Origin of the sequence: Streptomyces flavofungini (genome assembly GCF_030388665.1) — a bacterium.
Taxonomy (GTDB): Bacteria; Actinomycetota; Actinomycetes; order Streptomycetales; family Streptomycetaceae; genus Streptomyces; species Streptomyces flavofungini_A.
Map to the genome: position 1 here is coordinate 2,873,929 of NZ_CP128846.1, position 14,864 is coordinate 2,888,792.

The 14,864-nt window shown below is 73.8% G+C and carries 7 protein-coding genes; 4 read left to right on the forward strand and 3 right to left on the reverse strand.

The genetic code is table 11. The features are described 5' to 3' along the window. Nucleotides 1–13: 13 nt before the first annotated feature. Both QUY26_RS11275 and QUY26_RS11280 read right to left on the reverse strand, forming a co-directional pair. Nucleotides 14–1,648: an FAD-dependent monooxygenase gene (locus QUY26_RS11275; protein ID WP_289945569.1), complete on the reverse strand. Its 1,635-nt coding sequence runs from the start codon at nt 1,646–1,648 to the stop codon at nt 14–16. Nucleotides 1,649–1,796: 148 nt separating this feature from the next. Beyond that, nucleotides 1,797–2,264 carry an MBL fold metallo-hydrolase gene (locus QUY26_RS11280; RefSeq protein WP_289945571.1) on the reverse strand — a complete coding sequence of 156 codons (468 nt, stop codon included), beginning with the start codon at nt 2,262–2,264 and terminating at the stop codon, nt 1,797–1,799. Nucleotides 2,265–2,946: 682 nt separating this feature from the next. On the opposite strand from QUY26_RS11280, the gene QUY26_RS11285 reads away from it, so the two are divergent. Together QUY26_RS11285 and QUY26_RS11290 are read left to right on the forward strand one after the other, a co-directional pair. After that, the gene (locus tag QUY26_RS11285) at nt 2,947–4,629 is read left to right on the forward strand and encodes a M4 family metallopeptidase (protein ID WP_289945573.1); all 1,683 of its coding nucleotides are present in this window, start codon (nt 2,947–2,949) and stop codon (nt 4,627–4,629) included. Nucleotides 4,630–5,040: 411 nt separating this feature from the next. Further along, nucleotides 5,041–6,684: a M4 family metallopeptidase gene (locus QUY26_RS11290; RefSeq protein ID WP_289945574.1), complete on the forward strand. Its 1,644-nt coding sequence runs from the start codon at nt 5,041–5,043 to the stop codon at nt 6,682–6,684. 180 nt (nt 6,685–6,864) lie between these two features. Here QUY26_RS11290 and glgP read toward each other — a convergent pair whose 3' ends face one another. Continuing rightward, entirely contained in the window at nt 6,865–9,495 is a 2,631-nt protein-coding gene (glgP, locus tag QUY26_RS11295) for an alpha-glucan family phosphorylase (RefSeq protein ID WP_289945575.1), read from the reverse strand. A gap of 197 nt (nt 9,496–9,692) precedes the next feature. Between glgP and QUY26_RS11300 the strand changes: the two genes are divergently transcribed. Together QUY26_RS11300 and QUY26_RS11305 are read left to right on the forward strand one after the other, a co-directional pair. Further along, on the forward strand, nt 9,693–12,272 hold the full coding sequence (locus QUY26_RS11300) for a protein kinase domain-containing protein (RefSeq protein WP_289945576.1): 2,580 nt from the start codon (nt 9,693–9,695) through the stop codon (nt 12,270–12,272). An 84-nt stretch (nt 12,273–12,356) separates the two neighbouring features. Next, nucleotides 12,357–14,864 carry a protein kinase domain-containing protein gene (locus QUY26_RS11305; RefSeq protein WP_289945577.1) on the forward strand — a complete coding sequence of 836 codons (2,508 nt, stop codon included), beginning with the start codon at nt 12,357–12,359 and terminating at the stop codon, nt 14,862–14,864.

A 14,864-nucleotide genomic window follows, 5' to 3' on the forward strand; every position in this document is an offset into this window, starting at 1 on the left:
GGTGGTACGCGCGTCAGGCGTGCGCCGGGCCGGTCAGGGCGGTGAGGGCCTGGTGGAGCACGGTGCCGGTCGAGGGCGCTTCGGGCCAGCGGGCCGCGATGTGGCCGTCGGGGCGGACCAGCAGGGCTCCGTGCGGGCCCAGGCCGCACGCGTCGGCGTGCTCCCCCGGCAGCGGCTCCACGCGCAGGGGCCACGGCCCGGCGGTCCGCGGCTCCCATAGCGCGGGATCCGGGGTGAGCACGGTGAACCACTCCCCGCACGCGTCGAGCGTGGACCGCTCGGGGGCGAGCCAGAGGTGAGGCAGGCGCCGGCCGGGCCTCGCCACCGGAAGGTACTCCGTGCCCTCCCCGCCCTCGCCGCTCCCGTCCCCCTCCCCGCTCCCGTCCCCCTCCCCGCCCACCGACGGCTCCGGCGGAGGGCTGCCGTCGGGGAGGACGGCAGCGGAGTCGTAGCTGACGCCGAGCACGAGGCCGAGCTGCGCGAAGTACCGCTCCGACCACGGGAGTTCCACGTCGTCCAGCGCCGCGCCGCCGGACCGGAGCTGTTCGCGGCGCCGTTCGAGGACCTCGAACCCCAGCTTGGTGTTGGCCACCGCCTGGCGCAGCGTCCGATGGGCGACGGGCAGCCGCTCCGCCTCGTAGGACTCCACCAGGGCGGGCCCGGCCCAGCCGCGCAGGACACCCGCCAGTTTCCAGCACAGGTTGTGGACGTCGGCGAGGCCCGCGTTCATGCCGAGGCCGCCCATGATGGGGAGGGCGTGCGCGGCGTCACCGGCGAGCAGGATGCGGCCGTGGCGGAAGCGCTCGGCGACGGCCGCGTTCATGGTCCAGTGCTGGACGCGCAGCACGTCGGCCGTGACGTCGCCGCCGAGGGCGCGCGACACGACGGCGGCCCAGTCGGCGCCCGCGGGGTCGTCGGGGGTGGGGGCGAGCCAGGACCAGCCGCCCTCGGGGTAGAGCGGCAGGAAGGTGCCGTGCGCGGTGAAGTAGACGCCTGCGGGCTGCCGGGCCGCCAGGCCACTCAGGTCGGCGTCGAACACGACGGTGGTGACGCGCGCCAGCTCGCCGGGGCCGGTCGTGGCGATGCCCAGCAGCCGCCGGACGGTGGAGTTGGCGCCGTCGGCGGCGAGGACGTACCGCGCCCGTACGCGGGCCTCCTCGCCGCTCCGGCGGTCGACGAGCACGGCCGTGACGCACTCGGCGTCCTCGGTGAGCCCGACGAGTTCGGCGCCGAACCGCACACCCCCGCGCGCCGCGCCCAGGAGCAGGGGTTCGAGGCGGTCCTGGGAGGTGACCGCGCCGGTCACGGGGCTCTCCGGCACGGGCGCGCGGACCCCCACCATCTCCGCGCCGGCGAAGTCGCGGCCGGACAGGGTGTCGCGGAAGCGGATGCGGCCGTACTCCGCGGGGAACGCGGCGTCCGTGATCCGGCCCGCGAGGCCGAGCCCCCGGAAGATCTCCATCGAGCGTACGTTGACCAGCCTGGACCGGGGAAACGGTGACAGCTCGGTGCGCTTCTCGACCAGCGATGTCCCCACGCCCCAGCGTTCCAGGAGCACGTGGGCGGTGAGCCCGACGGGCCCACCGCCCACGATGAGCACGTCCACATCCACGTCCACGTCGGCGTTCGTTTCGGGCACGTCGGGCATCTCCCGCTCACCTCGGTCCGTCGCGGCGAGGTCACCGCCGCACCGCCCATCATCCGCACCGGTCGGCGGACCGCAACGCCCGCGCGCGGCGTACACCCGAACGTGCCCGCCGCACCGAGGCGCACGCGGCCCGTACGCAGGAACGCGCTCAGGCCGCGCCCCCGGCGGCGTGGAACGCCCGGGCCGCGAGGCCGATCCACTCGGGCCGCTCCCAGGTGCTCCAGCGGGCGCGGGCGGCCCGGTCGACGGCGGCGGCCGTCTCGTCGGCGGTGGCGCCGTCGGCCCGCATCCGGTATGTCTCGGCGCGGACGCACACCAGGTAGTCGCGGACGTCACGGATCAGGGCCGCGTCGGTCACCTCGCCGTGGCCGGGGACGACGATGTCCGGGCCGAGGGCGAGGAGTTCGCCGAGGACCATGCTCCAGCGGTCGCCGTCGACGTCGGTGTCGTACGGCGGGAAGTACGGGACGATCGGGAAGATCCGGGTCTCCAGGAGATCACCGCCGAACAGCACCCGGCCGTCGACGAGGACGGTCTGGTCGGACGCCGTGTGCGCGGGGCCGACCGGCCGCAGCTCGGCGACGCGCCCGCCGAGGTCGAGCTCGGCCGACCTCACCGGACTCCACCACACGGCAACACCAACACCCCCCCCTGGCCCACCCCCCACTCGGCCCACACGAAGCGCACAGCCGACGACCCCCACCTGTAGCCCGAACGGAACCCCCCGAACCGATCACCGAACGGGAACCCCCACCGGACCGATCCCCGCGAACCGGACCGGAGGGGCCGTGCCGGTATGTCCGCGCGCAGCTCGGCCGACCACGACGGACGTACACCCAACACCGGCCAGGCCACACACGCGAGCACGGACATACCGGCACGGCCCCGCCCCACAACCGGACCGAAGGCGGAGGACAGCAACCCCCGCACTCCCGCACTCCCGCACCCCCGCACCCCCGCACCCCCGCACCCCCGCACCCCCGCACCCCCGCGAGAAACCGCATACCGGACACAAAAATTCGGGCACCGAACGTAATCCAGCCAAAGTGAGTTCACCGACCTGACATGTCCCTGCCCTGAATGGCACCCTTCCCTCACCAGGCGCACGCGCGCTCACGCGTGGGCGGCTCCCGCGCACAACGCCGTGCGTGACGCACGGCACCACGGCGCACAGCACCACCCGCGTCACCGCACCACCAAGCTCACGTACCACGTACTGCCTGCTCCGCCCCGGACGGTCACCGCCGTCCGGTCGCCCCCTGGCCGCTGGACCAGCGGCCGCGCAGAAGGAGTCCGTGTTGAGCAACTCCCCCACACCCCGCAGACGTTCCGCCCGCCGGCAGGCCACCGCCGTCGGCACCTTCACGGCCGTAGCCGCCCTCCTCGGCATGGCCGTCCAGGCGGGCACCGCGTCAGCCGACAACCCGGCCTCGGGCACCAAGGTCGACACCGGCGCCCTGCCCATGAAGCTCTCCCCGTCCCAGCGCGCCGAGCTGATACGCGAGGCGGACACGAGCACGGCCGCCACCGCCGACACGCTCGGCCTCAGCGCCAAGGAGAAGCTCGTCGTCCGCGACGTCGTCAAGGACCGCGACGGCACGACGCACACCCGCTACGAGCGCACCTACGCCGGACTTCCGGTCCTCGGCGGCGACATGGTGGTCGCCACCGACAAGAGCGGCAAGGTGACGGACGTCAACCGCGCCTCCAAGGCCAAGCTCGCCGGGACGGACACCGGGGCCGAGGTGAAGCCGGCGGCCGCCGAGAAGCAGGCGCTCGGCGCGGCCAAGTCGGAGAAGTCCACGAAGACCAAGGCGTCCCAGGAGCCGCGCAAGGTCGTGTGGTTGGTCGACACCAAGGGCGGCGCCCCCGTCATCGCGTACGAGACGGTGATCGGCGGGCTGCAGAAGGACGGCACGCCGAACGAGCTGCACGTCATCACGGACGCGACGACCGGCAAGAAGCTGCGGCAGTGGCAGGCCGTGCACAGCGGCACCGGCAACACGATGTACAGCGGCCAGGTCACGCTCGGCACGGCCCAGTCGGGCTCGCGGTACACCCTGTCGGACACCCAGCGCGGCAACCACCGCACGTACAACCTGAACCGCGGCACGTCCGGCACGGGCACGCTGTTCAGCGGCCCGGACGACGTGTGGGGCAACGGGCAGCCGTCCAACGCGGAGACCGCGGGCGCGGACGCGCACTACGGCGCGGCCCTCACCTGGGACTACTACAAGGGCGTGCACGGCCGCAACGGCATCCGCGGCGACGGGGTCGGCGCGAGCTCGCGCGTGCACTACGGCAACAACTACTCCAACGCGTTCTGGCAGAACGGCTGCTTCTGCATGACGTACGGCGACGGAGCGGGCAACGCCAAGCCGCTCACGTCGATCGACGTGGCCGCGCACGAGATGACCCACGGCGTCACGTCGGCCACGGGCAACATGCAGTACAGCCGCGAGCCGGGCGGCCTGAACGAGGCGACCAGCGACATCTTCGCCGCCGCCGTCGAGTTCAACGCCAAGAACCCGAACGACGTGGGCGACTACCTGGTGGGCGAGAAGATCGACATCCGGGGCAACGGCACGCCGCTGCGCTACATGGACAAGCCGTCCAAGGACGGCCGTTCGCTCGACTACTGGAGCAGCAGCGCGGGCAACGTGGACGTGCACTACTCCTCGGGCATCGCCAACCACTTCTTCTACCTGCTCAGCGAGGGCAGCGGGAAGAAGGTCGTGAACGGCGTCTCCTACGACTCGCCGACGTACGACAACAAGCCCGTGACCGGAATCGGTATCGACAAGGCCGCCAAGATCTGGTTCAGGGCACTCACCACGAAGTTCAACACGACCACCAACTACGCGGCGGCACGCACCGGCACGCTCGCGGCGGCGAGCGAGCTGTTCGGCGGCACGGGCAGCGCGGAGTACAAGGCGGTGGCGAACGCCTGGGCCGCGGTGAACGTCGGCGCCCGGCCGTAGCCGACACCGCAGCCGTGACGCCGTGGCAACGAGGCGGCAGCCACACCGCGCCCCCTCACGAGGCCACGGCCACAGCACGACCCGACACCTCACGAGGCCACGGCCACAACACGACCCGACACCTCACGAGGCGGTAGCCACACCACAGCGGTCGTGAGACTGAGCCGCCCCGGGCAACGCTTTCCCGCCAACTGCCCGGGGCGGACCCCTCCCTTCACCCGCTGTTCGCATTGCGGACCTTGACCTTCGGCCAACGAACTTCTTTTGGCCAACATTCAATCAAGGCCCTGACATGCACCTGCCCCAAATGGCACGCTTCCCCCGCACGGCACACCAGTTACATCCCGCACAGCACTTTTCGGCCCGGGTGGTCCCCCATGCCACCCGGGCTCCCCCACACAAGGAGCTTGCGTGACCCCCCACATATCGAGGAAGCGTTCCACCCTGGTCATCGCCACAGCAGTCGCAGCCGGAGCGCTGCTCACCGCCGGACTGACCACCGGCGCCTCCGCACAGCCGGACGTCGGCGCCACCGAGGCCGACGCCCCCGCCGCCTCCCCCATGCAGCTCTCCGCCTCCGTCCGCACGGGCCTCATCAAGGACGCGGAGACGAAGACCGCGGCCACCGCCGAGAAGATCGGCCTCGGCGCCAAGGAGAAGCTGGTCGTCCGCGACGTCGTCAAGGACCGCGACGGCACGACGCACACCCGCTACGAGCGCACCTACGCCGGGCTCCCCGTCCTCGGCGGCGACCTGGTCGTGCACACGGCCAGGAGCGGCGCGGTCACGGGCGTCAGCAAGGCCACCAAGGCCACTGTGAAGGTCAAGTCGACCAGCGCGAAGCTCGCGCCGAAGGCGGTCGCGAAGGCCGCGGAGTCGACGGCGGCGAAGACCGGCGAGACGAAGAAGGCGGACGCGGAAGCGCCGCGCAAGGTCGTCTGGGCGGCCGAGGGCAAGCCGGCCCTGGCCTTCGAGACGGTCGTCACGGGCACGCAGAAGGACGGCACTCCGAGCGAGCTGCACGTCATCACGGACGCGGCCACCGGCAAGAAGCTGTTCCAGTACCAGGCCGTCGAGAACGGCAAGGGCCACAGCCAGTACAGCGGTGACGTCGAGGTCGGCTCCACCAAGTCGGGCAGCGGCTTCACGCTGACCGACGGCGGGCGCGGCGGCCACAAGACGCTCGACCTGAACCACGGCTCCAGCGGCGGCAAGCTGTACACCGACGCGGACGACACCTGGGGCACCGGCAAGCCGGCCGACACCCAGACCGCGGCCGTCGACGCCGCCTACGGCGCCGGTCTCACCTGGGACTACTACAAGGACGTGCACGGCCGCAGCGGCATCAAGGGCGACGGCAAGGGCGCCACGTCCCGCGTGCACTACGGCAACAACTACGTCAACGCCTTCTGGCAGGACTCCTGCTTCTGCATGACGTACGGCGACGGCGAGGGCAACGCCAAGCCGCTCACGTCCATCGACGTGGCCGCGCACGAGATGACCCACGGCGTCACCTCGGCGACCGGCAACATGCAGTACAGCGGCGAGTCCGGCGGCCTGAACGAGGCGACCAGCGACATCTTCGCCGCCGCCGTCGAGTTCAAGGCGAACAACGCCCAGGACCAGGGCGACTACCTGGTCGGCGAGAAGATCGACATCAACGGCGACGGCACTCCGCTGCGCTACATGGACAAGCCCTCCAAGGACGGCAACTCCCTGGACTACTGGGACTCCAACGCCGGCAACGTCGACGTGCACTACTCGTCCGGCATCGCCAACCACTTCTTCTACCTGCTGAGCGAGGGCAGCGGCGCGAAGGAGATCAACGGGGTCAAGTACGACAGCCCGACCAAGGACGGCTCCAAGGTCGAGGGCATCGGGCGTGAGAAGGCCGAGAAGATCTGGTTCAAGGCGCTCACCACGTACTTCACCACGACGACGGATTACGCGCAGGCGCGCGAGGACACGGTCAAGGCCGCGGGTGACCTGTACGGGGCCGGGTCCGCCGAGGTGAAGGCCGTGGAGGCGGCCTGGACCGGCGTGAACGTCAAGTGAGCCGGCCCCTGGGCCTGTAGAGCCGGGCGGCACCCGGGGGAGATGTCCCCCCGGGTGCCGCCCGCACCACGTCGTTCTTCCCTGCGGGTCCGCTGTGGCTTGGCGCGCCCACGCGGCGGGGCCGCGAATCGACCAGCCCCGCGCCCTTTGCAGGGGCGCCTCGTCGGCCCGCACCCGCAGTCACCGCATCAGGACGCCCGCTCCCTCCCCCGTCCCCTCCATCGGCACCGCCACCAAGCCCATTTCCGCGCCGTCCGCCAGCAGCCGATGAGTCGGCAGGACTCGGACCGTGTAGCCGAACGGGCCCGTGCGGTCCAAGGACAGAGGGCCCTCGTAGAGGAGGCGGCCCTCGGGGTCGGGGCCGCTCGCGGGCTTCAGGGGGACCGGGGTCGCGTCGGTGATGTGGTCCTCGGGGTCGACGCGGCCCGCGATGGCCTGGACCTCGACGTCGTCGGGGGTGAGGTCGCCGAGGTGGACGCGGGCGCGCAGGGAGAGCGTGGCGCCCAGTTCGGCGGTGGCGCCGACGGCGGAGACCTCCACGTGATCGAAGGCCACGCCGGGCCAGGCGGCGCGGACGCGGGACTTCCAGGCGGCGAGCGAAGCGGCGGCGTCCGGCGTGAGCACGCGGTGGGCGCGGGCGGCGGGGGCGTACAGACGCTCCACGTACTCGCGCACCATGCGGCCCGCGAGCACCTTCGGGCCGAGCCGGGTGAGGGTCCTGCGGACCATCTCGATCCAGCGGTCGGGCAGGCCGCCGGGGCCGTGCTCGTAGAAGCGGGGGGCGATGCGGCGCTCCAGGAGGTCGTAGAGCGCGGCGGCCTCCAGGTCGTCGCGGCGGTGGTCGTCGGTGGCGGTGCCGTCGGCGGTGGGGATGGCCCAGCCGAAGTCGGGCTCGAACCACTCGTCCCACCAGCCGTCGAGGACGGACAGGTTGAGGCAGCCGTTGAGTGCGGCCTTCATGCCGGAGGTGCCGCAGGCCTCCAGGGGGCGCAGCGGGTTGTTGAGCCAGACGTCGCAGCCCGCGTACAGCTTCTGCGCCATCGCCATGCCGTAGTCGGGCAGGAACACGATGCGGTGGCGCACGCGCGGGTCGTCGGTGAAGCGCACCAGGTCCTGGATGAGCCGCTTGCCGCCGTCGTCGGCGGGGTGCGCCTTGCCCGCGACGACGATCTGCACGGGCCGTTCGGGGTGGCACAGGAGCTCCATCAGGCGGTCGCGGTCGCGCAGCATCAGGGTCAGGCGTTTGTACGAGGGGACGCGGCGGGCGAAGCCGATGGTGAGGACGTCGGGGTCGAGGACCTCGTCGATCCAGCCGAGCTCGGCGGTGGCGGCGCCGCGCTGGCGCCAGGAGAGGTGCAGGCGCCGCCGGACCTCGTCGACGAGCTGGGCGCGCAGTTCGCGGCGCAGCAGCCAGATGTCGCCGTCCTGGATGTCGGCGACGGCGTCCCAGCGTTCGGAGCCGCCGACGGACAGGGCCTGGTCGGTGCGGTCCCTGCCGATCTGGCGGGCGCCGAGCCGGATCACCTCGGGGGCCGCCCAGGTCGGGGCGTGCACGCCGTTGGTGACGGAGGTGATGGGCACCTCCTCGGCGTCGAAGCCGGGCCACAGGCCCTGGAACATCTCCCGGCTGACCTTGCCGTGCAGGGTGGAGACGCCGTTGGCGTGGCGGCCGAGGCGCAGGCCCATGACGGCCATGTTGAAGAGGTTGGGCTCGCCGCCGGGGTAGGTCTCCATGCCGAGGCGCAGAATGAACTCGACGTCGATGCGGGGCAGTTCGGCGTCGGGGCCGAAGTGGTGGGCGACCAGTTCGCGGTCGAAGCGGTCGATGCCCGCGGGCACGGGGGTGTGGGTGGTGAAGACGGTGCCGCCGCGCACGGCCTCCAGGGCCGCGTCGAAGCCGAGTCCGTCGGCGACGTGTTCGTGGACGCGCTCCAGGCCGAGGAATCCGGCGTGGCCCTCGTTGGTGTGGAAGACCTCGGGTCCGGTGTGCCCGGTGATCCCGCAGTAGGCGCGGACGGCCCGGACGCCGCCGATGCCGAGCAGCATCTCCTGGAGGAGGCGGTGCTCGCTGCCGCCGCCGTAGAGCCGGTCGGTCACCTCGCGGGCGGCGGGGTCGTTCTCCTCGACGTCGGAGTCGAGCAGGAGCAGCGGTACGCGGCCGACCCGGGCCTGCCAGACGTGCGCCCGCAGGTCGCGGCCGCCGGGCAGGGCGAGCCGTATCACCGCGGGGGTGCCGTCGGGGTCGCGGAGCAGGGTGAGGGGCAGCTCGTTGGGGTCGAGCACGGGGTAGTGCTCCTGCTGCCAGCCGTCACGGGTGAGGGACTGCCGGAAGTAGCCGTGGCGGTAGAGCAGTCCGACGCCGATCAGCGGGACGCCGAGGTCGCTCGCGGCCTTCAGGTGGTCGCCGGCGAGGATGCCGAGGCCGCCGGAGTACTGCGGCAGGGCGGCGGTGACGCCGAACTCGGGTGAGAAGTAGGCGATGGCGCCGGGCAGTTCGCCGCCGGTCTCGCGCTGTCGCTGCTGGTACCAGCGCTCCCCGGTGATGTAGTCGCGCAGGTCGTCGGCGGCCTCGCCGAGGCGCCGCAGGAAGCTGTCGTCGGTGGCGAGCGCGGTGAGGCGCGCGGACGGCACCGAGCCGAGCAGCCGCACGGGGTCGCCGCCCGCGGCCTCCCACAGGGCCGGGTCGACGTCGCGGAACAGGTCGCGGGTCGCTGGGTGCCAGGACCAGCGCAGATTGCGGGCGAGCTCGGCGAGCGGGCCGAGCGGGGCGGGCAGGACGGGACGTACGGTGAATCGACGGATGGCTTTCACGGGGCACCTCTGTCGGAAAGGCGTACGTGACGTTTTCGGCGTATCGAAGGTAGCGGCGCGGGGGCCCGGCAGCCACGGCGCACGGGCGCCCGAGGCGCCCCATTTTGTCGTGGACCTGCCGCGCCGAGGGGGTCGGAGTGGGGATAACGTGACCCCCGGTCACGAGAGTTCACGCGGTCACAGGGGGTACGGGGCGGATGATCGGCCAGCTGCGGGAGTCGTCACCACGCCGGATCGGTCCGTACGAGACGCTGGCGCGGCTCGGCGCGGGCGGCATGGGCGAGGTGTTCCTGGCGCGGCCCCTGGAGGTGTCCGCGTACGGGCCCGGGGACCTGGTCGCCGTCAAGGCCATCCGCAACGAGCTGGCGACGGACGCGGTGTTCCGGCGCCGCTTCCGGCGGGAGGCCGAGGTGGCCGCCGCGATCAGCGACCCGTACGTGGCGCGCCTGGTCGGCAGCGACACCGACGCCGAACAGCCGTGGCTGGCCACGGAGTACGTCGTCGGCCCCACCCTCGCCGAGGCCGTGCGCGGCCACGGACCGCTGCCCGCGGGCGCCGTCGCCTCCCTCGGCGAGGGCATGGCCCGGGCCCTGGCCGCGGTGCACGGGGCGGGAGCACTGCACCGCGACCTCAAGCCCGCGAACGTCCTGCTCGCCGTCGACGGGCCCAAGGTGATCGACTTCGGTGTGGCCCGGGTGCAGGCGGCGTCCACGATGACGTCGACGGGGCTGCTCGTGGGCACGCCCGGATTCATGTCGCCCGAGCACGTGGCGGGCGGCAGACACGTGGTGGCCGCCTCCGACGTCTTCTGCCTCGCGTCCGTGCTCACCTACGCGGTGACCGGGCGCGACCCGTTCGGGGACGGTCCGGTGGCGGCCGTCCTGTACCGGGTCTCGCAGGCCGAGACCGACCTCTCCGGCATGCCCGGCGAGCTGCGGTCGGTGCTCGCGGCCTGCCTCGTGCGCGACCCCGACGAACGGCCCGCGCCCGCCGACCTCGTCGAGCGCTTCGGCGCCCTCCGGGAGGCGGCCACCGCGCCCGAGTGGCCCGAGCCCGTCCACGCCCGGATATCCGAGGCGCGGCGGGACGTGGAGCAACTGTGCGCTGCGGGGCGGCCGTTGCTGCCGGTGCCGGTGTGGCCGGACGCGGCGGCCGGGGCGGGGCATCCGGCGACGGCGCAGGACGGGCCCGCGACGGCGCCGGGGCAGGGCGGTGCCGGGCAGGGGGCGGCCGGGTCGGGGCGCGGTCCCGGCGGCGCCCACCAGCTGCCGACGATGAGCGGCTCCGCGCCACCCGTACCGGGGGACGGCGCACCCGCCCCCCGCTCCCGGCGTCGCCGCCGTGCCGTCCTCGGTGTCGTCGCCGTCGGCGTGGTGGCGGCGGCGCTCGGCGGGGTGCTCGCGGTGTGGGGCCCGGGGACGTCGGACGCGGGCGGGAGCGGTGGCGGGAGCGGGAGCGCCGGGCGGCCCGGCGGCGGCGCGGGGTCCGGCTGGGTGGAGCCCGGTCCGAAGGACCCCGCGGCCGTCAGGAAGCTGATCGCGCGGGCCGAGGTGAGCGGCGGCGGCACGGCGGACGCCTCGGGTGTGGTGCCGCAGATCGCGACCCAGCGCCCCCAGGACTGGAAGCCCTGGCGCGGCAGGCTCAGCCACGCGCCGATGGGCTGCTCCGCCGACACCCGCGCCCTCGTGTGCCTGCTCACGAACGGCACGTACGAGGCCGTGCGGACCAGCGACGGCAAGCGCCTGTGGACGTCCGGGAAGGTCGATCCGGAGAGCGGCCTCGACGAGGCGTACTACGGGCCGAGCGGGTCCTTCTTCATGCCCGGCGACCGGCTCGAACCGGGCGTCAGGGGCGGCAAGGCGGCCATCGCCCGCGACGGCGTCCTGCACCTGCGCGACTCCACCACGGGCAAGGTGCTGTGGAAGGCCGAACCCCCGGACGGGCGGCGCGTGTTCAGCAAGGGCGCGCTCCTCGACGACGACGTGGTGGTGGTCGGCGCGGAGGTGCCGTACGTCCAGGAGGACGATCCGGCGCCGTCCCTGCACGCGTACGACGCCGCCACGGGCCGCCCCCTCTGGGAGAAGCCGCTCGGGGAGGCCCCGCGGGCCAAGGCGGACCTCAACCGGTACACGGTGCGGGCCCTGCGCGACGGGGTCGTCTACGCCGACCAGAAGGAGGGCCTGGCCGCGTACGACGCGAAGACCGGTGACCTCCTCGGCCAGTCCACGGACACGTGCGGCGTGGTGCTCGCGACCGCGAAGGCGGTGCTGTGCGCCGCCGACGACGAGAGCGGCGGCGCGGCGCGCACGGCGATGCTGCGCCTGGCGCCGCGCACCCTCAAGAGGATGGAGGGCAAGCTGCCGTACCCGTCGCCGCAGGGCGACGGCCCCGCGCCCTTCGTGTCCGCCGCGGACGACGCCGTCGCGGTGGTCAAGGACGCGGGCCGGGTCCTGGTGCACGACGTGCGCACGGGGAAGTCCCTGTACGCCGAGCGGACGCCGAAGGGCAACGTCCCGCCGTCGGCGCCGCTCATCCTCGGCAAGCGCGTCGTCTACGCCGGCAACGAGGCGCTGTACGCGCTTCCGCTCGGCGACGGCGGCGGCAAGGCCACCCGCCTCCCGGTGCCGGGCGCGCCCGGCGACCGCCCCGAGCCGCCGCCGAACGCGGCCGGCACGGTCATCTCCGAGACGCTGCGCCCGCCGACCGTCCTGGCCCTCGGCGGGGTCGCGCACATCGTGTACGACGAGGGCAGGATCTCGTCGGTGGCCATTCCCTAGCGGGCCCTCTCCCTCCGCCGCCCCTCACCTGTCACCCGCCCTCGCCCCTTCGCCCTTCAACGCCCCGCCGACCCGAGGAGCCCCATGCTCGCCCCCCTCCCCCCGGGCACCCCCCGCCGCATCGGCCCGCACACCCTGCTCGCCAGGATCGGCGCGGGCGGCATGGGCGAGGTGTTCCTGGCCCGCCGGGACGGCCAGCTCGGCCGGGGCGGGCGGCCGGGACGGGCGGCGGAACGGGGCGCGCCCGCGCTGGTCGCGGTGAAGGTGGTGCGGCAGGACCTGGACCTCGACGACGCGTTCCGGGCGCGCTTCCGGCGGGAGATCGCCGCGGCCCGCGCCGTCACGGGCCCGTTCACCGCGGCCCTCGTGGACGCCGACGCGGACGCCGAACGCCCCTGGCTCGCCACGGAGTACATAGCGGGTCCGTCCCTGGCCGACGTGGTCGAGCGCTGCGGTCCGCTGCCCGTGCCCGCGGTGCGCGCGCTGGGTGCCGCGCTGGCCCGCGCGCTCACGACCGTGCACGGGGCCCGGGTGCTGCACCGGGACCTGAAGCCGGGCAACGTCCTGCTCGCGCCGGAGGGGCCGCGCCTGATCGACTTCGGCATCGCCCAGGCCTTCGAGGCGACGGCGCTGACGATGACGGGCGTCCTGGTGGGCACACCGGGCTTCCTCGCGCCGGAGCAGATCGAGGGCTCGCACGCGGTGGTCCCCGCATCGGACGTGTTCTCGCTCGGCGCGGTCCTGTGCCACGCGGCGACGGGACGGGGCCCCTTCGACGACCCGGAGGCGGCCGCCGTCGTCTTCCGCATCGTGCGGGGCGAAGCCGACCTCACCGGCGTACCGCCCGAGCTGCGCGGCACCCTCGCCGCGTGCCTGGACCCGGCCCCGGAGAACCGCCCCACCCCGGAAGCCCTGGCCACCGCCCTGTCAGAACCCGGGACCGGCACACCCCCGAGCCCGTCGCCTGTCCCGTCACCTTCCCCGTCGCCTTCCCCACCGCCTTCTTCGTCGCCTCCCCCGCCACCTCCCCCGTCGCCTTCGTCATCGCCTCCTTCATCGCCTCCTTCATCGCCTTCTTCATCGCCTTCTTCATCGCCTTCTTCACCCAGTTCCTCCTTCCCCTGGCCCGCCGACGTCCTGTCGCTCTTCGCCGAGTACCGGGAGGCCGTGGCGAGCAGCGAACGCGCCCACGACCAGGGCGGTTTCGCCGACGCCGCGACCACGGCGGGCGGCGCGGGCCCCCGGCTGCGGGCCGAGCCGTCCCCCACGCTCGGCGGGGCCCCGGCACCGGACCCTCAACCGGCGGCGGCCACGCCCCCGCGCGGCCGTCGGCGGCTGTGGGTCCTCGCGGCGGCGCTCACCACGGCCGGGCTCGCGGTGGCCGCCGTGACGCTGCCGGACGCGCTGCGGGACAGCCCCGGCGACGACCCGTCGAGGAAGGCGCCGAGCGCCCCTCGGGTCGCGGCCGACCGGGTGGTCACCGCGTACGGGAACCAGGACCACTCCGGCGAGTTCGGCCCGTCGGCGGCCGACCGTGCCGAGCGCCCGGACGACTGGCGGTTCTGGTCCCGCGAGCGGTCCCGCGGCATGGACGGCATGGGGAAGGGCTGCGTCCTGGCCGGGGGCACCCTCGTGTGCCGGGACGGGCGCGGTGCCGCGCGGGCCCTGGACGCGGCCACGGGTGCCGACCGCTGGTCGACGCGCGGCTTTCCCGGCGCGCCGAGCGGCACCCAGGAGGTCCCTCCCGAGGCCGACGCCGAGCGGGTCTACGTCCCCGGCGAGCGGGGCGTCAGCGCGCTCGGCGTGCAGCGGGGCGAGGTGGTCTGGCGGCACAGGACGCCCCGGTACGCGGGCCTGATCGCGATGACGCACGCCCAAGGGGTGGTGTACACGGTCGAGTTCAACCTCGACGGCGCTCCGGACCCGTACACCTCCACCGTGCGGGCCAGGAACGCCGTGACGGGCGACCAGCTCTGGCGGACCACGATCGAGGGCAAGCCCCAGGGCACACCGCTCGTCCGGGACGGCGTGCTCTACACCGCCCTGGAGAACGGCGGTGTGGTCGCGCTGTCCGCCGAGGACGGCGACCGGACCGCCCGGGTCACCGAGCCGCGCTGCGACAGCCTCCTCGGCCATCGCGACGCGGTGGTGTGCTGGTCCCGGACGGAGGGCGGGGTGCGGGTCCTCGACGGGGACACGCTCGCCGTGCGCCGGACCATCGGGGCGGGCAAGCCGCTCGCCCCGCCGGTCGTGGGGTCCGCCGACGTCCTGGTCATCGCCCATTCCCCGCGCCCGCGGACCCCCAACCGCCTGACGGGCTACGCCTGGCGGTCGGGGAAGAGGCTCTGGGACCTGCCCGCGGGCGGTGACGCCACCGCGCTCGCCCTGGCGAAGGACCGGGTGTTCGTCGCGAACTCGCACGACGTCCGCGGCGTTCCGCTCGACGGCGACGCGGAGCGGGTCACCACCTGGTCGATCCCCTACTCCGCCACGGGCCCGGAACCCAAGACGCTGTACACGCCCCTGTTCCTGGGCGGCACGGTGTTCGCCGAGTCCGGCAAGGGGCCGATCGTCTCGGGCCGGGTCCTGTGA